The following is a 20,472-nucleotide window of genomic DNA, read 5'->3' as shown; positions in this document are numbered from 1 at the left end:
TCTTAGATTACGATTAATTCTTTTGGAGCAAGGGTTAATAACTCACAACCTGTATCTGTAATCAAGATATCATCTTCAATACGAACTCCGTATTTACCTTCAATATAAATACCAGGTTCATCAGTCAAGACCATACCAGTTTTGATAACTTCTTTGGAAGTTTGGCTAAAGTAAGGTTCTTCGTGGATATCAAGTCCGATACCGTGCCCGATACCGTGAGTAAAGTATTCTCCATAGCCTGCTTCCACAATAATATCACGAGGGATTTTATCAAAGTCACGGAAACCTAAGCCATCCTTAGCTTGGTCAATCAGAGCTTGATTAGCCTTCAAAACGGTGTTGTAGATTTCTGCTTGTTCGTCGCTGACATGGCCTAGGTAGATGGTACGAGTCATATCACTCACATAATGCTCGTAAAGGCATCCAAAGTCCATAGTGATAGCTTCGCCTAGTTCTACTGGCTTGTGCATTGGGTGAGCATGGGGTTTAGAAGAGTTGATGCCACTCGCTAAGATTGTGTCAAAAGACAAACCTGCCGCTCCCAGCTCACGCATACGGAAATCAAGGAAGTTGGCAATTTCAATTTCAGTCTTCCCTGGCTTGATAAATTCAAGGGCATCGTGGAAAGCTTGGTCTGATATTGAACAAGCCTTACGAATAGTTGCAATCTCTGTCTCGTCCTTTATCATACGAAGCGCTTCAACAAACTGTGTCTGAGGAATTAATTCCAAACCTTCAAAAGCGGCTTGCATGCGGTGGTAATAAGAAACCGAGATTTCATCTTCAAACCCGATACGAGAAAGACCCATGTCTTTTGCAATTTTTGCGATAGTAGCCAACTCGTCACGTTCTGCAAAAATCTCAAAACCAGTTACTTCCTGCTTAGCAGCGATGATATAGCGGGCATCCGTCACCAAAATTTGACGGTCACGACTGATAAAGACTGTTCCATTTGAACCCCAAAATCCTGTCAAATAGTAGACATTTTTAAGGTTATTGATAATGATTCCATCTAGTTCTTTTTCTTGCATTTTATCGAGAAATGCTTGCACACGTTTATTCATGATGTAACTTTCCTTTCAAATACTGTCCTGTATAGCTAGCTTCATTGGCCGCTACTTCCTCTGGTGTTCCTGTTGCGATAATGGTTCCGCCACCGACACCGCCTTCTGGACCTAAATCTATGATATGGTCTGCTGTTTTGATGACATCCAGATTGTGCTCAATCACGAGAACTGTATTACCATCATCTACAAAGCGAGACAAGACCTTTAGTAGACGCGCGATATCCTCGGTATGAAGACCAGTTGTCGGTTCATCTAGAATGTAGAAGGACTTACCGGTCGAGCGTTTATGGAGCTCACTAGCCAGCTTCATACGTTGAGCCTCTCCGCCAGAAAGTGTCGTAGCTGGTTGTCCCAAGGTCACATAACCTAGTCCTACATCCTTGATCGTTTGGAGTTTGCGTTGAATTTTCGGAATGTGTTTGAAAAATTCCACCGCATCGTTGACGGTCATATCTAAAACTTGCGAGATATTTTTTTCTTTATAATGAACTTCTAGGGTCTCACTGTTGTAGCGGGTTCCGTGGCAGACTTCACAAGCTACGTATACATCTGGCAAGAAGTGCATTTCAATCTTGATAATACCATCACCCGAGCAGGCCTCACAGCGACCGCCCTTGACATTAAAACTAAAACGACCCTTCTTATAGCCACGAATCTTGGCTTCATTTGTCTGAGCGAAGAGGTCACGAATATCGTCAAATACACCTGTATAGGTAGCAGGGTTAGACCTCGGTGTTCGTCCAATTGGACTCTGGTCAATGTCTATCAGACGATCGATATGCTCAATCCCTGAGATAGTCTTAAACTTTCCAGGTTTATCTGAATTGCGATTAAGCTTTTGAGCAATGGCTTTTTTGAGGATGCTGTTAATAAGTGTCGACTTCCCTGAGCCAGAGACCCCTGTCACCGCAATGAATTTCCCGAGTGGGAAGCGAGCAGTGATATTTTGCAAGTTATTCTCACGCGCACCTGTCACTTCGATAAAGCGACCATTGCCTATACGGCGTTCCGTCGGTACTGGAATGGCACGTTTTCCTGATAGATACTGTCCTGTAATGGACTTACTGTTTCGAGCCACCTGCTTAGGCGTTCCTGCTGCGACAATTTCTCCACCAAAGATACCCGCTCCAGGACCAACGTCAATCAGATAATCGGCTTCTCGCATGGTATCTTCATCATGTTCTACTACGATCAAGGTGTTTCCCAAATCACGCATCTTTTTCAGACTGGCAATCAGACGGTCATTGTCCCTCTGGTGAAGACCGATAGACGGCTCATCAAGGATATAGAGAACTCCTGAGAGATTGGAACCAATCTGGGTTGCCAAGCGAATACGCTGACTCTCCCCTCCTGATAGGGTTCCTGCCGAACGAGAAAGGGTCAGATAGTTGAGTCCGACATTATTGAGGAAGGTCAAGCGGTCTTTGATTTCTTTAAGAATAGGACGAGCGATGATAGCTTCATTTTCAGATAGGCTTAGTTGATCAATAACCTCCAAATGGTCTGCGATGGAGAGGTCTGAAATTTCTCCAATATGAGGGGCTTTCTCTCCTCCTACACGAACGGATAAGGCCTGATCATTGAGGCGATAACCGTGACAAGTGCCACAAGTTAGCTCATTCATATAAAGACGCATCTGTGTGCGGGTGTAGTCGCTATTGGTTTCATGGTAACGTCGCTTAATATTCCCTATAACACCTTCAAAAGGAATGTCGATATCACGAACTCCGCCGAATTCATTTTCATAGTGGAAATGGAACTCTTTACCATCTGAACCATAGAAAATGAGATTCTTATCCTCCTCTGACAAGGTTTCAAAAGGAGTATCCATGTCCACTCCGAAGGCTGTCATAGCTTGTTCTAGCATATTTGGATAATAGTTAGAAGAGATAGGATTCCAAGGCGCTAAGGCTCCCTCACGAAGGGTCTTGCTAGCATCTGGTACGACTAAGTCCGTATCAACCTCTAGCTTGATCCCTAAACCATCACACTCGCTACAAGAACCAAACGGAGCATTGAAAGAGAAAAGACGAGGTTCTAGTTCTGGAACTGTAAAACCACAGACTGGGCAGGCATAGTGTTCTGAGAAGAGCAACTCTGAATCATCCATAGTATCAATAACTACATAACCTTCAGCGATACGAAGCGCTGCTTCAATCGAATCAAAGAGTCGACTACGGATACCTTCCTTGATGATAATACGGTCTACCACCACATCGATGGTGTGTTGTTTATTCTTTTCAAGTTCAGGAACTTCGGTCACATCATAGACAACCCCATCGACACGGACACGAACATAACCATCCTTTTGAATCTTTTCAATCAGAGTCTTATGTTGCCCTTTTTTCTTACGAATAACAGGAGCCAAAATCTGCAGACGCTGGCGCTCTGGCAATTCCAAAACCTTGTCGACAATCTGTTCAACAGAAGAAGCCTTGATAGCCCCATGTCCATTGATACAGTAAGGTGTTCCTACACGAGCATAGAGGAGACGGAGATAGTCGTTGATTTCCGTCGTAGTACCGACAGTCGAGCGAGGGTTTTTACTAGTCGTTTTCTGGTCAATAGAAATGGCAGGGCTGAGACCATCGATAGAGTCCACATCTGGTTTTTCCATATTGCCCAAAAACTGACGAGCATAGGCTGATAAACTCTCTACGTAGCGGCGTTGCCCCTCTGCATACAGGGTATCAAAGGCAAGACTCGACTTGCCCGAACCCGACAGCCCCGTCACCACAACTAGCTTGTCACGTGGAATTTCCACGTCAATATTTTTTAAATTATGGGCGCGTGCCCCATGGATGACAATCTTATCTTGCATGTTACTTCTTTCTAGTCCATTGTTGCTTTCCATTATACCAAAAAAAGTGAAATTCTATTACCAAAAAAGCCGATTTTGTAGTATAATAGTACGGTGCTAAAAATCACTGAAACACGGATTAGATTAGGAAAGGATAGGAGATATGAAACAAGTCTTTCTCTCAACAACAACTGAATTTAAAGAGATCGATACGCTCCAACCGGGCACTTGGATCAATCTCGTCAATCCTACCCAGAGCGAATCGATGGAAATCGCTTCTGCTTTTGATATTGATATCGCTGACCTCCGTGCACCACTCGATGCGGAAGAAATGTCTCGTATTACCATTGAAGATGAATACACTCTGATCATCGTAGACGTTCCCATTACCGAGGAGAGAAATAACCGCACCTACTATGTGACCATTCCCTTGGGGATTATCATCACAGAGGAGGCTATTATTACTACTTGCTTGGAACCTCTCCCACTTCTAGATGTCTTTATCAATCGGAGACTTCGAAATTTCTATACCTTCATGCGTTCACGCTTTATCTTCCAAATCCTCTACCGCAACGCTGAAATTTATCTGACAGCCCTTCGTTCAATCGAACGCAAGAGTGAGCAAATCGAAACCCAACTTCACAAATCTACTCGAAACGAAGAATTGATTGAACTCATGGAGTTGGAAAAGACCATCGTCTACTTCAAGGCCTCTCTTAAGACAAACGAGCGCGTGATTAAAAAATTGACCAGTGCAACTAGCAATATTAAGAAATACCTTGAAGACGAAGACTTACTTGAAGACACCTTGATTGAAACGCAACAGGCCATCGAGATGGCGGATATCTATGGAAACGTCCTTCACTCTATGACAGAGACCTTTGCCTCTATCATTTCAAACAACCAGAACAATATCATGAAAACCTTGGCCCTCGTGACCATCGTTATGTCTATCCCGACCATGATTTTCTCAGCCTACGGAATGAACTTTAAGGATAATGAAATTCCTTTAAACGGAGAACCGCACGCTTTCTGGCTCATCGTCTTTATCGCCTTTGCTATGAGTGTTTCCCTCACTCTTTACCTCATCCATAAAAAATGGTTCTAACAGGAGTTATTATGTCACAGATTGATTTAAAAGAATTAACCAAGAAAAACCAGGAATTTATCCATATTGCAACCCAGCAATTTCTCAAGGACGGCAAAACCGATGCCGAAATCAAGGCTATCCTTGAAGAAGTGATTCCTCATATCCTTAAAGAACAACCAAAAGGTGTGACCGCTCGCTCTATCTACGGAGCACCAACTCACTGGGCTCACAGCTTTAGCGAAAAAGAACAATACGAAAAAGAACATCCAAAGGAAAATGACGATCCAAAATTGATGATGTTGGATTCAGCCCTTTTCATTACAGGACTATTTGCAGTAGTTAGTGCCTTGATGAGCTTCTTCTCAAACCAACCAGTGGCTTACGGATTGGTAACACTTATCAGTGTAGGAGCCTTCGGTGGAGTTGCCTTCTACCTTCTCTATCACTTCATCTACCGCTACTACGGACCAGATACTGACCGTAGCCAACGTCCTCCATTCTGGAAATCACTTTTGGTTATGTTAGCGACTATGTTTGCTTGGGTCTTCATCCTCTTCTTGAGTAACTTCCTTCCACAAGCCATCAACATTAGCTTACCACCTCTTGTTTTGTTGGTCATTGGAGGAGCTCTCCTTGCCCTACGTTTCTACCTCAAAAAACGTTTCAACATCAAGAGCGCAAGTGCTGGACCTGCTAGATATTAAGATAAACAAAAAAAGTAGTGTGTTTTGTAGACACACTACTTTTATTCTGTCTCCAAATCATTTTTCGATTCTCAAAAGAAGTAGACACATTTTCTAATAACATTCTAATGTAAAGTCTTCCCTTGGAATCCCGAGGTTTTATCCTTGATTCCAAGTTGTTTTTCTGTTATACTAATAAAGTAATAAGGAGAAATATATATGACAAAACAGAGAATTAATCAAATTGTCGGTTCAATTGGTGCCTTTATCGGAATTATTGTATTTATAGCCTACATCCCCCAAATTTTTGCCAATTTACAAGGAAATAAAGCTCAACCATTCCAACCTTTATCAGCAGCTGTTTCTTGCTTAATCTGGGTCATTTACGGATGGACAAAAGAGCCTAAGAAAGATTGGATTCTAATCATTCCAAACTCAGCCGGGGTTGTCCTTGGCGGACTGACCTTCCTTACTGCTCTATAAGAAATTAACTACTATAAAAGCAACCACACGATTGGTTGCTTTTTTACTACTTTCTTGATCTAAAAGTCTTCTTCTGACTCTAATTCTTGTTGTTTCCCCTCATCTTTTGTGATACAATAGCATCAATTTATTTCTAGGAGGATGAGATATGGTTTCTACTATTGGTATTGTTAGTTTGTCTAGTGGCATTATCGGAGAAGACTTTGTCAAACACGAAGTGGACTTGGGAGTCCAACGTCTCAAGGGCCTCGGACTCAATCCTATCTTTTTACCTCATTCACTAAAAGGCTTAGACTTTATCAAAGAACATCCCGAAGCTCGTGCGGAGGATTTAATTCAGGCCTTTTCTGATGATAGCATCGACATGATCCTATGCGCCATCGGTGGAAACGATACCTATCGTTTATTGCCCCATCTTTTTGAAAATGACCAACTACAAAAGGTTATCAAGCAAAAGATTTTTCTTGGCTTCTCGGATACGACCATGAACCATCTCATGTTGCATAAACTAGGAATCAAGACTTTTTATGGGCAATCCTTTTTAGCAGACATTTGTGAATTAGACAAGGAAATGCTGGACTATAGCCTTCACTACTTTAAAGAATTGATTGAGACTGGAAAAATCTCAGAAATTCGCCCTAGTAACGTTTGGTACGAGGAACGGACTGATTTTAGTCCCAAAGCCTTGGGAACACCTCGTGTCAGTCATGCAAATACAGGTTTTGACTTGTTACAAGGCAATGCCCAATTCGAAGGGGAAATCCTCGGTGGTTGCCTCGAATCTCTCTATGATATTTTTGACAACTCTCTACACGCAGATAGCACAGACCTCTGCCAAAGATACAAACTTTTCACTGATTTATCCGACTGGGAAGGAAAGATCCTACTGCTAGAAACAAGCGAAGAAAAACCTGAACCTGATGATTTCAAAAAAATGTTGCAGGCTTTAAAAGAAACTGGGATATTTGAAGTCATCAGTGGACTCTTGGTCGGAAAACCTATGGATGAAACCTTCTATGACGACTATAAGAAGACTTTAATGGACACCATTGATAGCACTATCCCGATTGTCTATAATCTAAACGTTGGCCATGCCACACCAAGAGCAATTGTTCCCTTTGGAGTCCACGCGTATGTAGATGCAACGGAGCAAGTCATTTGCTTTGACTATAACAAAGAAAGCTGAGATGAATTTCTCAGCTTTTTCTATATTCTCAAATACTTTCGCTATCTGTACTCACTACTTACCGCTTTTCCATTCACAATCATTCTCGTGGTCATCAACCAGACCTGCAGCTTGTAAAAATGACAAGACGGCGACTGGGCCTGTGAACTTAAAGCTTCGTTTTTTGAGATCTTTGGATAATTTTTCAGATAGAGCTGTTTTGGCAGGCGCCTGGCTGTAGTCAGGCACATCATTGACGATGGTTTGTCCATCCACAAAAGACCAAAGATAAGCATCAAAAGTTCCGAATTCTGCCTGAACTTGTAGAAAGGCCTGGGCGTTGGCACGTGTCGCAAAAATCTTAGCTCGATTTCGGATGATCGCTACATTGTCCATTAAAGCTTCCAATTCAGAGTCAGTCATCTCTGCGACTGCTTGAATTTGATATCCGTGAAACGCTTCTCGGAAGGCTTGACGTTTATTGAGCACCGTTTCCCAAGATAGTCCAGCCTGATAGGTCTCCATGCAGAGCAACTCAAAAAGAGCCTGGTCATCATGAAGGGGCTGGCCCCATTCCTCATCGTGGTAGGCTACATAGAGAGGGTTGTTCATTTTAACCCAGCCACAGCGTTTTGGCATCTTATTCTCCTATCTTTGAAACGTAGTCAGGCAAGGGAACAGTAGACTTATCCAATAGATTAATCCAACGATTAATATCTGGTGGTAGAGGGTTAAATTTTTCATCTGTTTGATATCTTGCTTGATCATCTGTTTCTATACCAGTTAATGTTTCAATCTGTTCTCGAAGCTGGTCTACAGACATCCAATCAGTCCAACCTTCAAATAAGCTTTCTGGAGCCATTGTTATCCCATACCATTCTTCAAACCATTCAATATAGTCTGTACCTAACAGGTAGAGTTTCTCGAAAGAACAAGATTCATCATTCACTTTTATACTTTCCACTATATTGTCATGATCTACTATGGCAATACCTGCACCACAAAATTCACAAGGAAGTGAGCCAACTTGACCATAGCGAGAGCCACTATGCAAGAATAATCCTGTTTGGCTCTGTTGACAATTTTTACAAAACAATGGAAAAACGGTACAGTGTAGCCATAGTTTATCAATCTTCCCATTTTTAAACTTTATCTTGACATGGTTGCTACTGTTCTTTGCTTCAACTAGAGTGATTCGAGCAATCCCCATTATTTCACCAACATCTTAAGGGCAGACTTGATGTAGTTTTCAGCTGTATCAGAAGTTCCTTCAAAGAATTTCTTGATTTTCTTGAGCTCTGTTGCCTTGTAGCCCAAGGCCAGCATGGCTTCCATAGCTTCTTCCAGTTCTTGGTTGTCACTGCTAGATGGAGCTGCAGCCTTAGCAGGGAGGTCGTCCCCTGCCACAACCACCTTACCTTCTAGATCCAATACCATCTGTTGGGCTGTTTTCTTACCTATTTTAGGGAACTTGGTCAAGTAGGTGATGTTCTTAGTCTCAATAGCTTGAACGAGGCCTGCATTGTCATCAGCCGCGATAATAGCAAGAGCAGAAACAGGGCCAATGCCCGACACCGAAATCAAGCTGAGAAAGAGCTTTTTTTCGTTTTCTGAACGAAAACCGTAAAGTAGATGAGCATCTTCACGTACAACTTGATGCACATAGATTTGTGCTTCTTGGTTGACTTGTCCTGAGTAGGCATAAGGGTTAGCTACATGCAGAATGTAGCCGATACCGTTAGCTTCTAGAACGATGTATTTAGCAGTAATTTTGGTAATAATACCCTTTAGATATTCGTACATAATTTTCCCTTCAATTTATACTCAATGAAAATCAAATCTAAACTAGGAAGCTAACCGTAGGCATAACTTGAGTTAGGCAAGGTAAGGCTGATGCAGTTTAGAGAGATTTTCGAAGAGTATTAGTATTTTCCTAGCTCTCGGAGGCTGGTATGATTTTCCTGAATGCGACGGAACATCTTTTCCATGTCCGACTTGGTAAAGTGTACCAAAACAGGACGTCCGTGTGGACAGTTATAGGGGTTGTCACATTGAGAGAGCTGATAGAGGAGTTGTCTAGCCGAGTGGTCATCAATACGATGGTTAGCCTTGATGGACCGCTTGCAGGACATCATAATGGCTAGCTCTGCTCGGTATTTCTTGATTGAAACTTCCTTGGTCAAGAGGAGCATGTCGCACATCTCATAGATTCCAGACTCGATTTCCTCCTCTGCCATCCAAATGGGATGTTCGCGCAAGATAAATTGATTCTCCCCGTACTCTGCTAGAAAGACGCCTACTTCCTCTAAAAGAGGCTTTCTTTCCTTGAGACGAAGAGCATCATCCGCAGGAAATTCAAAGATAAAGGGCACTAGGAGTTGCTGCTGGCTCTGGTCAACATTGCCAATGCTCTCACGGTACTCCTCGTACTTAACCCGCTCCTGAGCCGCATGCTGGTCTATGATGTAAAGTCCATCTCGACCTTGGGCAAAGAGGTAGGTCCCGTGCATTTGTCCGAAAAACTCCAACTCTGGGAAGCTTGAAGATTCTTCTCGCTCCAGCTTATCATAAGCCTTATCCAAACTAGCTAGATCTAACTCTGGATGGTCCAGTTGGTCATAGCTAGCAGGCTTTCTCTCTGCAAAATGCAGTTTAGCTGGCTTGGTCATCTGGTCCAAGGTTTCCTTAGCAAACAGATTCAAATCCTGTTTCTCTTCAGTCAGGTTCACCTGATGGTCTGCCACCTCAGCTTGTGTCGGTCTTGTCGGTTCATTTTTTTCATAATAGAGCGTATTTTCTCTCAGTGGCAAAGTCGTTTGCTCCACCTTTTCACGATTTCTAACCGCAGATTTGGCTAGATTTTCCAAGGCATCTGGAATCAAGGTCTGTTCCTTGAGACTCTTTGCAATAGCTTCTGAAACCAGCGCCATTAGTTCTCTTTCCTTGGAAATCCGCACCTCTTGCTTGGTCGGGTGCACATTGACATCTGCTAGATAAGGATCGATATGGATGTGAATGACAGCCAGCGGAAAACGCCCCACCATGAGCTTGCTACCGTATCCATCTAAAATGGCACGATTGAGCAGGAAGTTTTTGATATAACGGCCATTGATAAAAAGGCTGATATAGTTTCGATTAGCCCGTGTTAATTCCGGCAATGAGACAAAACCAGAAATTTCAAAATCCAGGTCAGCATTCTCAATCTCAACCATTTTTTTAGCACTGGCTAAACCATAAATCCCAGCAATGGCTTGACGCAGTTGACCCGTACCAGCTGTTCGTGTCATTTCCTTGCCATCACTAATCAAACTAAAGGAAATCTCAGGATGGGCTAGCCCCAGACGGTTGACAATATCAATGATATGAGACAACTCTGCCTGCTGGCTCTTCATATACTTGAGACGAGCTGGTGTATTGAAAAAGAGGTCTTCCACACAAACCTTAGTCCCCACAGGACTGGTCGCAGGAATGATTTCCTCAACTTCTCCCCCACGAGCCACTAGCTTGGTCCCGTGACTGGCACCGTCCACCGCTGTCAACAAAGTCAAAACACTAACAGATGCGATAGAGGGCAGGGCTTCACCACGAAAGCCGAGGGTCCGAATCCGAAAAAGATCCGCTTGATTTTTAATCTTACTGGTCGCATGACGGCGAAGGGCCAACTCTACCTCGTCGTGAGCAATTCCATGTCCATTATCTGTGATTTGGATTTTCTTAAGCCCAGCTTCTTCAATCTCAACGATAATCTGGCTAGAGCCAGCATCGATGGCATTTTCAACTAGCTCCTTAACCACACTAGCAGGGCGTTCGATAACTTCTCCTGCTGCAATCTGGTTGGCCAATACTTCTGGTAATTCAATAATATGAGACATTTTCCAGCCCCTTTCTCAACTATTTTTATCTATTTCTCTGAAAATAAGCTAGTGCTATTATACCATATTTCACTCGTTTCCAAAAAAGTCCAAGCAGCAACTTTCTTCCCGATTTTACTAGGTTATTTACTAAGTTTGTGGTACAATAGGTAGAAACAATATTTTATAAAGGAGAAAAGACACATGCACATTTTTGATGAGCTAAAAGAGCGTGGTTTGATTTTTCAAACGACTGATGAAGAAGCTTTGCGTAAAGCCCTAGAAGAAGGTCAAGTTTCTTATTATACTGGCTACGATCCAACTGCTGACAGCCTTCACCTAGGCCACCTTGTCGCAATCTTGACAAGTCGTCGTTTGCAGCTAGCAGGTCACAAACCTTATGCGCTCGTTGGCGGTGCTACAGGTCTCATCGGAGATCCGTCCTTCAAAGATGCTGAGCGTAGTCTCCAAACAAAAGACACAGTAGATGGCTGGGTCAAGTCTATCCAAGGACAACTTTCTCGCTTTCTTGATTTTGAAAATGGTGAAAACAAAGCTGTCATGGTCAACAACTACGACTGGTTTGGCAGCATCAGCTTCATTGATTTCCTCCGTGATATCGGAAAATACTTCACTGTCAACTACATGATGAGCAAGGAGTCTGTGAAGAAACGGATTGAAACAGGGATTTCTTACACTGAGTTTGCCTACCAAATCATGCAAGGTTATGACTTCTTTGTCCTTAACCAAGAGCACAATGTCACTCTTCAAATTGGTGGTTCTGACCAGTGGGGAAATATGACAGCTGGTACCGAATTGCTTCGTCGTAAGGCTGACAAGACTGGTCACGTTATCACTGTTCCACTCATCACAGACGCAACTGGTAAGAAATTTGGTAAATCTGAAGGGAACGCAGTTTGGCTCAACCCTGAAAAGACTTCTCCATACGAAATGTACCAATTCTGGATGAATGTCATGGACGCTGACGCTGTTCGCTTCTTGAAAATCTTTACTTTCTTGTCACTTGATGAGATTGAAGAGATCCGTAAACAATTCGAAGCAGCACCACACGAACGCTTGGCTCAAAAAGTCCTCGCTCGTGAAGTCGTAACACTTGTCCACGGAGAAGAAGCTTACAAAGAAGCCCTTAACATCACTGAACAACTCTTTGCCGGAAATATCAAAAACCTTTCTGTCAAAGAACTCAAACAAGGACTTCGTGGTGTGCCAAACTACCAAGTACAAGCAGACGAAAACCACAATATCATAGAACTCCTCGTGTCATCTGGTGTGGTTAACTCAAAACGCCAAGCCCGTGAAGATGTTCAAAACGGAGCTATCTACGTTAACGGCGAACGCATCCAAGACCTTGACTATGTCTTGAGTGATACAGATAAATTAGAAAATGAACTTACTGTAATCCGCCGTGGTAAGAAAAAATACTTCGTTCTAACATACTAAAAAACAAACTGGATGCATTTGCCATCCAGTTCTTTTTTTGCTAGACTAAAACTATGAATACAAACCTCAAACCAAAACTCCAGCGTTTTGCATCTGCTAGTGCCTTTGCCTGCCCTATCTGCCAAGAAAACCTAACCTTGGTCGAGAGCAGTCTCAAGTGTAACAATTGCCATTCTTTTGACCTGGCAAAATTTGGCTATGTCAACCTAGCTCCTCAAATCAAGCAATCCGCCAACTACGACAAGGAAAACTTTCAAAACCGCCAGCAAATCCTAGAAGCTGGCTTTTATCAGGCTATCTTAAAAGGCATCTCAGACTTACTAGCGACTAAACCATCCGCAAAAACAGTCTTGGATATCGGCTGCGGCGAAGGTTTTTACTCTCGTAAACTCCAAGAAACCCACTCCAACAAAACCTTCTATGCTTTTGATATCTCGAAAGACTCGGTCCAAATCGCCGCTAAAAGCGAACCCAACTGGGCAGTCAACTGGTTTGTTGGCGACCTAGCTCACCTTCCTATAAAAGACGCCAGCATGGATATCCTACTTGATATCTTCTCACCTGCCAACTACGGAGAATTCCGACGCGTTTTATCAAAGGACGGCATCTTGATCAAGGTCATTCCTACCGAAAACCACCTCAAGGAAGTCCGTCAAATGGTACAGGACCAACTGACAAAGAAGGATTATTCTAACCAAGATATCAAAGAACATTTCCAAGAGCATTTTAACATCCAGTCTAGTCAGATTGCTTCCTTGACCAAGTCTATCACAGCAGAGCAACGCCAAGCCCTGCTCAGCATGACACCCCTCCTCTTCCACGTCGATCAGAGTAAGATTGACTGGAATCAACTGACAGAAATTACTATCGAAGCAGAGATTCTGGTTGGGAAAACACTATAAACTAGTCTAAATACAAAAAAACGCATCTATTTAAGATGCGTTTTTGTTTTATAATCTGTTACAAAGAATCTTAGTTCAAGTGCCAGATATCTTCATTATACTGAGCGATTGTACGGTCAGATGAGAAGAATCCTGCTTTCGCAATGTTGACGATGACTTTATCCAACCATGCATCACGGTCTTCGTAGTCAGAAAGCATTTGCTCTTTAACTTTGATGTAGTCTTCCAAGTCAAGAAGAGTCATGAACCAGTCTTTGTTGATCAATTCGTTGTAAAGACGTTCCAAGCGCTCTTTCTTACCGACTGCAAGAACAGCATCGCTTACGATGAAGTCAACCAATGGTTTGATCGCTTTACGAGCGTAAAATTCGCTTGATTTGTAGGCTGATTTCGCATAAAGGTCGATAACAGTTTCTGAATCTTCACCGAAGATGTAGATGTTTTCATCTCCAACCAATTCAGCGATTTCAACGTTAGCTCCGTCCATAGTACCAAGAGTCAAAGCTCCGTTCAACATGAATTTCATGTTACCAGTACCTGAAGCCTCTTTAGAAGCAAGTGAGATTTGTTCTGAGATGTCACATGCTGGGATCAAGAAGCTTGCTGCAGTCACGTTGTAGTTTTCAACCATGACAACTTGCAAGTGTGGAGCTACTACTGGGTCGTTTGCAATTACTTCTGACAAGCAAAGGATCAAGTGGATGATATCTTGAGCGATTGTGTAGGCAGGAGCTGCTTTACCACCAAAGAATACTGTGATTGGACGAGCAGGGATGTTACCAGCCTTGATGTCCAAATATTTGTGGATGACATACAAAGCGTTCATTTGTTGACGTTTGTACTCGTGAAGACGTTTGATTTGGATATCAAAGATAGAGTTTGTATTGATTTCCACACCTTGGTGCTCTTTCAAGTGACGAGCCAATTTACGTTTGTTGTGAGCTTTGATGCTTTCCAATTTTTCTTTGACAGCAGCCTTGTCTTCGTATGAAAGAAGGTCTTCCAATTTAGAAGCTTCGTGGTGCCATTCGCGTCCAAGAATCTCATCCAAGTAGTGAGACAAGCTTGGGTTAGCATGCATGAGCCAACGACGGAAAGTAATACCGTTTGTTTTGTTGTTGAATTTTTCTGGGTAAAGATCGTAGAAAGCTTTCAACTCAGAGTTCTTCAAGATTTCAGTGTGAAGAGCGGCAACCCCGTTTACGCTGTATCCATAGTGGATATCCATGTGAGCCATGTGTACACGATCGTTTTCATCAATGATTTGAACAGCTGGATCTTTGTATTCAGCACGAACACGACGGTCCAATTCTTTGATGATTGGTACCAAGTGAGGAACCACTTCTTCCAAGAATTCAAGAGGCCATTTTTCAAGGGCTTCAGCAAGGATTGTGTGGTTTGTGTAAGCAGTCATGCTACGAACGATAGAGATTGCTTCATCAAGTTCGATACCACGTTCAGTCAAAAGACGGATCAATTCAGGAATCACCATTGATGGGTGAGTATCGTTGATTTGTACAACTGCGTAGTCAGCAAGGTCATGCAAGTTGCTTCCTTTTTCGATTGCTTCATCGATGATCAATTGAGCACCGTTTGAAACCATGAAGTATTGTTGGAAGATACGGAGCAATTCACCTTGTTTGTCGCTATCGTCTGGGTAAAGGAAAAGAGTCAAGTTGCGAGCGATGTCTGTCTTATCAAAGTTAATGCCATCTTCAATGATAGATGAATCAACTGAATCCAAGTCAAACAAACGCAAGCGGTTTTTAGTAGCTGTTTTGTAACCAGGTACATCGATATCGTAAAGAGTAGATGTCAATGTGAAGTGTGCAAATGGTACTTGGTAGCTACGACTTGAGCGAACCAACCAGTTTTGGTCAGTCAACCAAGCGTTAGGAATTGTTTCTTGTTGATTGTTTTTAAGAACTTGTTGGAAAAGACCAAAGTGGTAGTTCAAACCAACACCGTCACCGTTCAAACCAAGTGTAGCGATTGAGTCGATAAAGCAGGCTGCCAAACGTCCCAAACCACCATTACCAAGTGATGGCTCCAATTCTACTTCTTCGATTTCGATCAACTCTTTACCTGCGTCAGCAAGTTCTTTTTTAACTTCGTCATAAAGACCAAGGTTAATCAAGTTGTTAGACAAGAGTTTACCAATCAAGAACTCAGCTGAGATATAGTAAACTTTTTTCTTACCAGTGTTGACTGGTTTTTGGCTGCTTGCAAGTTTGCTGTAGTTAAGAAGAGCAAGGTAAAGCTCTTCGTTGCTACATTCTGCGATAGATTTATTGTAACGATTTTGTACAAATTCTTTTAATGGTAACATTTTTTGTGTCTCCTGATAATGTCTTATTTCTTTAATTCTACCAAATTTTCATTGATTCGGCGATAAATTGTAGTCAAGTCAAGCAAAGTTTCTTCGACAGCAGGAGTCAATTGATCCTCTGTCATACGCCATGACCAGTTTCCACCAAGAGTAGATGGGAAGTTCATACGAGCTGAACCATCCAACTCTAGCAAATCTTGCATAGTAGCGATAGTCATAAAGCTTACTGATGAGAAGGCTGTACGAAGCATAGCATGTACTACTGTTTCATATTCCTTGCGGTTTGTGTAACGTGCCATGTACTCACGAGTTGGATCGTCGATTTCATTGCGATACCAACCAAGAACAGTGTTGTTATCGTGTGTTCCTGTGTACATAACTGAGTTGGCTGGTGCCAAGTGTGGACTGTCGATACTTTCGTGCTCTGGGTTGAAGGCAAATTGAAGGACTTTCATTCCTGGGAAGCCAGTGCGTTCACGTAGTTCAATAACTTCGTCAGTCATGAATCCAAGGTCTTCTGCGATGATGTTCAAGTCACCAAGTTCCTCTTTCACCGCTGCAAAGAGTTTGTAGTCAGGTCCTTTCACCCATTTACCAGGTGCTGCTGTTTCAGAACCAGCAGGAATTTCCCAGTAAGACTCAAATCCACGGAAGTGGTCGATACGAACGATATCGTAGATTTTGAAGCTTTCACGCAAGCGTTCAATCCACCATTTGTAACCATCTTTGTCCATAGCTTCCCAGTCATAGATTGGGTTACCCCAGAGCTGACCAGTAGCAGAGAATTCATCTGGTGGGCATCCTGCGATGCAAGTCGCCTTACCGTTGACATCTGTCTTGAAGAGATGTGGATTTGCCCACATATCGCTTGAATCTTCCGCTACATAGATAGGCATATCTCCGACAATCTCGATGTGATTTTCGTTAGCGTATGCTTTCAATTTCAACCATTGTTGGAAGAAAAGGTATTGGGTTACGCGGTGGTAAACAAGCTTGTCAGCTAATTTCTCACGGTATCTTTCAAGAGTTGAAGCTTTACGAGCACGAGCATCTGCATCTGGCCATTCTGTCCAAGCAAGATTATCAAAATGCTCCTTGATAGCCATATACTCTGCAAATAGTTCAAGCCATGATTGATTTTCTTGAGCAAATTTTTCGAAGTCTTTGACAGCTCCGACTTCAAGGAAACGTTTGACAGCTTTCTCTAGAAGTGGACGACGTGCATAGTAGATTTTAGCGTAGTCAACTTCAATTGGGTTGCTACCAAAGTCCACACCTTCAAGATCACTTGCTTCCAACAAACCTTGCTCCACCAAAATATCAAGGTCGATAAAATGAGTGTTTCCAGCAAAGGCTGAGAATGATTGGTATGGAGAATCTCCATAGCTAGTTGTTCCCAAAGGAAGGATTTGCCAGTAACGTTGCTTTGTACGAACCAAGAAGTCAACGAAATCATAGGCGCTTTGACCAAATGATCCGATTCCGTATGCTCCTGGAAGTGATGAGATGTGCATCAACACACCGCTTTGACGTTTTTTCATATTAGCACCTCAAGTGTTTATATTGTTAATTATTTCAATTTTTGCGCAAACGTTTGCGCTAAGTCAAGTATACCCCATTTCTAAAATAAATGCAAGCGTTTGTAAAAAAAACTTTTTCACTACTTTTTATTTCCGAAATCGGAAATTCCCTATATTTTCATTTTCCCCCTCCCTTTGTTTCGTCTTCTATTTATGCAATCGTTTCCCTTCGATTATTTTTGAATTGAAATTTACACGATTTCCTATTTCTCTTCTATTATACAAACAATTTTAGGAATTAGCCAGTCACAAGCTTTTTAAAATTTTTTCAAAAAAATGCTTGCAACCGTTTTCTGTTTGTGCTATACTATGGTCATAAGGGAAAACGTTTGCGTTTCCTCGAAATTAAAATTTGTTATTCTTTAGGAGGAATACACTATGTCAACTAAATTCATGAAGAGCGCTGCTGTACTTGGTACTGCTACTCTTGCTAGCTTGCTTTTGGTAGCTTGCGGAAGCAAAACTGCTGATAAAGCCGCTGATTCTTCTGCATCAGGAAGCCAAGAAATTACTTTCTACGTTGAAGACCAATATAAAGCTTACGCTGAGAAAGTTGCTGCTGCTTATGAAAAAGAATCAGGAACAAAAGTTAACATCAAATCTGGTGACCAACTTGGTGGACTTGACAAACTTTCACTTGACAACCAATCAGGTCAAGCCGCTGACGTTATGATGGCTCCATACGACCGTGTAGGTAGCCTTGGTACTGACGGACAACTTTCAGAAGTAACTTTGAGCGACGGTGCTAAAACTGATGACACTACTAAATCTCTTGTAACTGTTGGTGGTAAAGTTTACGGTGCTCCAGCTGTTATCGAGTCACTTGTTCTATACTACAACAAAGACTTGATCAAAGAAGCTCCAAAAACATTTGCTGAATTAGAAGGACTTGCTAAAGATAGCAAATATGCCTTTTCTGGTGAAGAAGGTAAAACAACTGCTTTCCTAGCTGACTGGACTAACTTCTACTACGCATACGGACTTCTTGCTGGTAACGGAGCTTACGTATTCGGACAAAACGGTAAAGATCCTAAAGATATCGGTCTTGCTAACGATGGTGCTATCGCAGGTATCGAATACGCTAAAACTTGGTACGAAAAATGGCCTAAAGGTATGCAAGATACTGAAGGTGCTGGAAACTTGATCCAAACTCAATTCCAAGAAGGTAAAGCAGCTGCTATCATCGATGGTCCTTGGAAAGCTCAAGCATTCAAAGATGCTAAAGTAAACTACGGTGTTGCAACTATCCCAACTCTTCCAAACGGCAAAAACTACGCAGCCTTTGGTGGTGGTAAAGCTTGGATCATCCCATCAAGCACTAAGAACCTTGAAGGCGCTCAAAAATTTGTAGACTTCCTTGTTTCAACTGACCAACAAAAAGCATTCTACGATGCTACTAACGAAATCCCAGCTAACACTGAAGCTCGTGCTTACGCTGAAGGTAAAAACGATGAGTTGACTACAGCTGTTATCAAACAGTTCCAAAACGCTCAACCAATGCCAAACATCTCTCAAATGTCAACAGTTTGGGACCCAGCTAAAACAATGCTCTTTGACGCTGTAAGCGGTAAGAAAGATGCTAAAACAGCTGCTAATGATGCTGTAACATTGATCAAAGAAACAATCCAACAAAAATTTGGTAACTAATTGATTGATTCAAGGGAGATAATTTAAACATCTCCCTTGATTTTTAGATATATTGACAATGTTTTCAGCAATTTTGCTGATTAGCATCGAGCTCAATGCTCGTATCTTATGAAAGGAGCACTCATGGAACAACAACCAAAAAAAGCAGCCTTGCTTTCATTGATTCCTGGGTTGGGACAAATCTACAACAAACAAAAAGCTAAAGGTTTTATCTTCCTTGCTGTAACAGTGGCTTTTGTCCTCTATTTTATAGTACTTGCAGCACCTGAATTGAGCAACTTAATCACGCTCGGTGAAAAACCTGGCCGTGACAACTCTCTCTTCATGTTGATTCGTGGTGCATTCCACTCTATTTTTGTAATTGTTTATCTAGCCTTTTATATTCTCAATATTAAAGACGCTCACACTATTGCAAAACGTATCAATAATGGCATCCCTGTCCCGTTGACACTGAAGGATATGATTAAAGGTATCTATGAAAATGGATTCCCTTACTTGCTTATCATTCCATCTTACGTTGCCATGACATTTGCCATCATCTTCCCGGTTATTGTAACCTTGATGATTGCCTTTACTAACTACGATTTCCAACACTTACCACCAAATAAATTATTGGATTGGGTTGGATTAACTAACTTCACAAATATCTGGAGCTTGAGTACCTTCCGTTCAGCCTTCGGTTCTGTTCTTTCTTGGACTATTATCTGGGCTTTATCTGCATCTACTTTGCAAATCGTACTCGGTATCTTTACAGCTATTATTGCTAACCAACCATTCATCAAGGGTAAACGTATCTTTGGTGTTATCTTCCTTCTACCTTGGGCGGTTCCAGCCTTCATCACTATCTTGACATTCTCAAACATGTTCAACGATAGTGTTGGTGCTATCAATACCCAAGTTATCCCTCTCTTTGCTAAGGTTCTTCCATTCCTCGACGGGGCACTCATTCCTTGGAAAACAGACCCTACTTGGACTAAGGTTGCCTTGATTATGATGCAAGGATGGCTTGGTTTCCCTTATATCTACGTCTTGACTCTCGGTATCCTACAGTCTATTCCAAATGACTTGTATGAAGCAGCTTATATCGACGGTGCAAACGCTTGGCAAAAATTCCGCAACATCACTTTCCCAATGATTTTGGCTGTTGCGGCACCTACTTTGATCAGCCAATACACCTTCAACTTCAACAACTTCTCTATCATGTACCTCTTCAATGGCGGTGGTCCTGGTAGTGTCGGTGGTGGAGCTGGTTCAACCGATATCTTGATCTCATGGATCTACCGTTTGACAACTGGTACAGCTCCTCAATACTCTATGGCAGCTGCCGTTACCTTGATTATTTCAATCATTGTCATCTCTATTTCTATGATTGCATTCAAGAAACTACACGCATTTGATATGGAGGACGTCTAAG

16 protein-coding genes are annotated in these 20,472 nt (G+C 42.2%); 8 read left to right on the top strand and 8 right to left on the bottom strand.

The annotated features are described in order from the left end of the window. Positions 1 to 2: 2 nt before the first annotated feature. Both LG369_RS00435 and uvrA read right to left on the bottom strand, forming a co-directional pair. Complete coding sequence (locus LG369_RS00435; RefSeq protein WP_070678379.1) at positions 3 to 1,064, bottom strand: M24 family metallopeptidase; 1,062 nt, start codon at positions 1,062 to 1,064, stop codon at positions 3 to 5. Continuing rightward, complete coding sequence (gene uvrA / locus LG369_RS00430) at positions 1,057 to 3,888, bottom strand: excinuclease ABC subunit UvrA (protein WP_070678375.1); 2,832 nt, start codon at positions 3,886 to 3,888, stop codon at positions 1,057 to 1,059. Before uvrA ends, LG369_RS00435 begins: the two co-directional genes overlap by 8 nt. 142 nt (positions 3,889 to 4,030) lie before the next feature. On the opposite strand from uvrA, the gene LG369_RS00425 reads away from it, so the two are divergent. The 4 genes from LG369_RS00425 to LG369_RS00410 all read left to right on the top strand — a co-directional run bounded on the left by LG369_RS00425 (position 4,031) and on the right by LG369_RS00410 (position 7,309). After that, entirely contained in the window at positions 4,031 to 4,975 is a 945-nt protein-coding gene (locus tag LG369_RS00425; RefSeq protein WP_004250490.1) for a magnesium transporter CorA family protein, read from the top strand. 11 nt (positions 4,976 to 4,986) lie between these two features. Next, complete coding sequence (locus LG369_RS00420; protein ID WP_070678371.1) at positions 4,987 to 5,661, top strand: DUF1129 domain-containing protein; 675 nt, start codon at positions 4,987 to 4,989, stop codon at positions 5,659 to 5,661. 198 nt (positions 5,662 to 5,859) lie between these two features. Next, positions 5,860 to 6,123: a SemiSWEET family transporter gene (locus LG369_RS00415; RefSeq protein ID WP_049496815.1), complete on the top strand. Its 264-nt coding sequence runs from the start codon at positions 5,860 to 5,862 to the stop codon at positions 6,121 to 6,123. Between the two features lie 148 nt (positions 6,124 to 6,271). Continuing rightward, on the top strand, positions 6,272 to 7,309 hold the full coding sequence (locus LG369_RS00410; RefSeq protein ID WP_070678368.1) for a S66 peptidase family protein: 1,038 nt from the start codon (positions 6,272 to 6,274) through the stop codon (positions 7,307 to 7,309). Positions 7,310 to 7,363: 54 nt separating this feature from the next. Here the strand turns inward: LG369_RS00410 and LG369_RS00405 are convergent, their stop codons facing one another. The 4 genes from LG369_RS00405 to mutL all read right to left on the bottom strand — a co-directional run bounded on the left by LG369_RS00405 (position 7,364) and on the right by mutL (position 11,160). Then, positions 7,364 to 7,927 carry a DNA-3-methyladenine glycosylase I gene (locus tag LG369_RS00405; protein ID WP_070678365.1) on the bottom strand — a complete coding sequence of 188 codons (564 nt, stop codon included), beginning with the start codon at positions 7,925 to 7,927 and terminating at the stop codon, positions 7,364 to 7,366. A 1-nt stretch (position 7,928) separates the two neighbouring features. Beyond that, positions 7,929 to 8,498 (bottom strand): hypothetical protein, encoded by a 570-nt coding sequence (locus LG369_RS00400; protein WP_070678362.1) that lies wholly within the window; start codon positions 8,496 to 8,498, stop codon positions 7,929 to 7,931. Then, positions 8,498 to 9,091, bottom strand: coding sequence for a Holliday junction branch migration protein RuvA (ruvA, locus tag LG369_RS00395; RefSeq protein WP_074324457.1), 594 nt, complete (start codon positions 9,089 to 9,091; stop codon positions 8,498 to 8,500). Before ruvA ends, LG369_RS00400 begins: the two co-directional genes overlap by 1 nt. Positions 9,092 to 9,210: 119 nt before the next feature. Beyond that, entirely contained in the window at positions 9,211 to 11,160 is a 1,950-nt protein-coding gene (gene mutL / locus LG369_RS00390) for a DNA mismatch repair endonuclease MutL (protein WP_225749932.1), read from the bottom strand. Between the two features lie 183 nt (positions 11,161 to 11,343). On the opposite strand from mutL, the gene tyrS reads away from it, so the two are divergent. Together tyrS and LG369_RS00380 are read left to right on the top strand one after the other, a co-directional pair. Continuing rightward, positions 11,344 to 12,600: a tyrosine--tRNA ligase gene (gene tyrS / locus LG369_RS00385; RefSeq protein WP_225749931.1), complete on the top strand. Its 1,257-nt coding sequence runs from the start codon at positions 11,344 to 11,346 to the stop codon at positions 12,598 to 12,600. Positions 12,601 to 12,653: 53 nt separating this feature from the next. Continuing rightward, a complete protein-coding gene (locus LG369_RS00380; RefSeq protein ID WP_225749930.1) occupies positions 12,654 to 13,502 on the top strand; it encodes a putative RNA methyltransferase in 849 nt (282 codons plus the stop codon). 70 nt (positions 13,503 to 13,572) lie between these two features. Here LG369_RS00380 and glgP read toward each other — a convergent pair whose 3' ends face one another. Both glgP and malQ read right to left on the bottom strand, forming a co-directional pair. Next, positions 13,573 to 15,831, bottom strand: a complete 2,259-nt coding sequence (gene glgP / locus LG369_RS00375) for a glycogen/starch/alpha-glucan family phosphorylase (protein WP_074324453.1) — start codon at positions 15,829 to 15,831, stop codon at positions 13,573 to 13,575. Between the two features lie 23 nt (positions 15,832 to 15,854). Then, positions 15,855 to 17,372, bottom strand: coding sequence for a 4-alpha-glucanotransferase (malQ, locus tag LG369_RS00370; protein ID WP_225749929.1), 1,518 nt, complete (start codon positions 17,370 to 17,372; stop codon positions 15,855 to 15,857). 417 nt (positions 17,373 to 17,789) lie between these two features. Between malQ and LG369_RS00365 the strand changes: the two genes are divergently transcribed. Continuing rightward, entirely contained in the window at positions 17,790 to 19,058 is a 1,269-nt protein-coding gene (locus LG369_RS00365; RefSeq protein WP_074324451.1) for an extracellular solute-binding protein, read from the top strand. 123 nt (positions 19,059 to 19,181) lie between these two features. Next, positions 19,182 to 20,471: a carbohydrate ABC transporter permease gene (locus LG369_RS00360; RefSeq protein ID WP_318779987.1), complete on the top strand. Its 1,290-nt coding sequence runs from the start codon at positions 19,182 to 19,184 to the stop codon at positions 20,469 to 20,471. Position 20,472 lies beyond the last annotated feature (1 nt).

Source organism: Streptococcus sp. Marseille-Q4154, assembly GCF_916700545.1.
In the GTDB taxonomy this organism is placed as follows: Bacteria; Bacillota; Bacilli; order Lactobacillales; family Streptococcaceae; genus Streptococcus; species Streptococcus infantis_I.
This window is presented reverse-complemented; position numbering and strand designations above follow the sequence as displayed.

Excerpts from the sequence above, each read along its gene's own strand:
- LG369_RS00435 (WP_070678379.1), bottom strand. The coding sequence starts at position 1,064 with ATGAATAAACGTGTGCAAGCATTTCTCGATAAAATGCAAGAAAAAGAA.
- uvrA (WP_070678375.1), bottom strand. The coding sequence starts at position 3,888 with ATGCAAGATAAGATTGTCATCCATGGGGCACGCGCCCATAATTTAAAA.
- LG369_RS00425 (WP_004250490.1), top strand. The coding sequence starts at position 4,031 with ATGAAACAAGTCTTTCTCTCAACAACAACTGAATTTAAAGAGATCGAT.
- LG369_RS00420 (WP_070678371.1), top strand. The coding sequence starts at position 4,987 with ATGTCACAGATTGATTTAAAAGAATTAACCAAGAAAAACCAGGAATTT.
- LG369_RS00415 (WP_049496815.1), top strand. The coding sequence starts at position 5,860 with ATGACAAAACAGAGAATTAATCAAATTGTCGGTTCAATTGGTGCCTTT.
- LG369_RS00410 (WP_070678368.1), top strand. The coding sequence starts at position 6,272 with ATGGTTTCTACTATTGGTATTGTTAGTTTGTCTAGTGGCATTATCGGA.
- LG369_RS00405 (WP_070678365.1), bottom strand. The coding sequence starts at position 7,927 with ATGCCAAAACGCTGTGGCTGGGTTAAAATGAACAACCCTCTCTATGTA.
- LG369_RS00400 (WP_070678362.1), bottom strand. The coding sequence starts at position 8,498 with ATGGGGATTGCTCGAATCACTCTAGTTGAAGCAAAGAACAGTAGCAAC.
- ruvA (WP_074324457.1), bottom strand. The coding sequence starts at position 9,091 with ATGTACGAATATCTAAAGGGTATTATTACCAAAATTACTGCTAAATAC.
- mutL (WP_225749932.1), bottom strand. The coding sequence starts at position 11,160 with ATGTCTCATATTATTGAATTACCAGAAGTATTGGCCAACCAGATTGCA.
- tyrS (WP_225749931.1), top strand. The coding sequence starts at position 11,344 with ATGCACATTTTTGATGAGCTAAAAGAGCGTGGTTTGATTTTTCAAACG.
- LG369_RS00380 (WP_225749930.1), top strand. The coding sequence starts at position 12,654 with ATGAATACAAACCTCAAACCAAAACTCCAGCGTTTTGCATCTGCTAGT.
- glgP (WP_074324453.1), bottom strand. The coding sequence starts at position 15,831 with ATGTTACCATTAAAAGAATTTGTACAAAATCGTTACAATAAATCTATC.
- malQ (WP_225749929.1), bottom strand. The coding sequence starts at position 17,372 with ATGAAAAAACGTCAAAGCGGTGTGTTGATGCACATCTCATCACTTCCA.
- LG369_RS00365 (WP_074324451.1), top strand. The coding sequence starts at position 17,790 with ATGTCAACTAAATTCATGAAGAGCGCTGCTGTACTTGGTACTGCTACT.
- LG369_RS00360 (WP_318779987.1), top strand. The coding sequence starts at position 19,182 with ATGGAACAACAACCAAAAAAAGCAGCCTTGCTTTCATTGATTCCTGGG.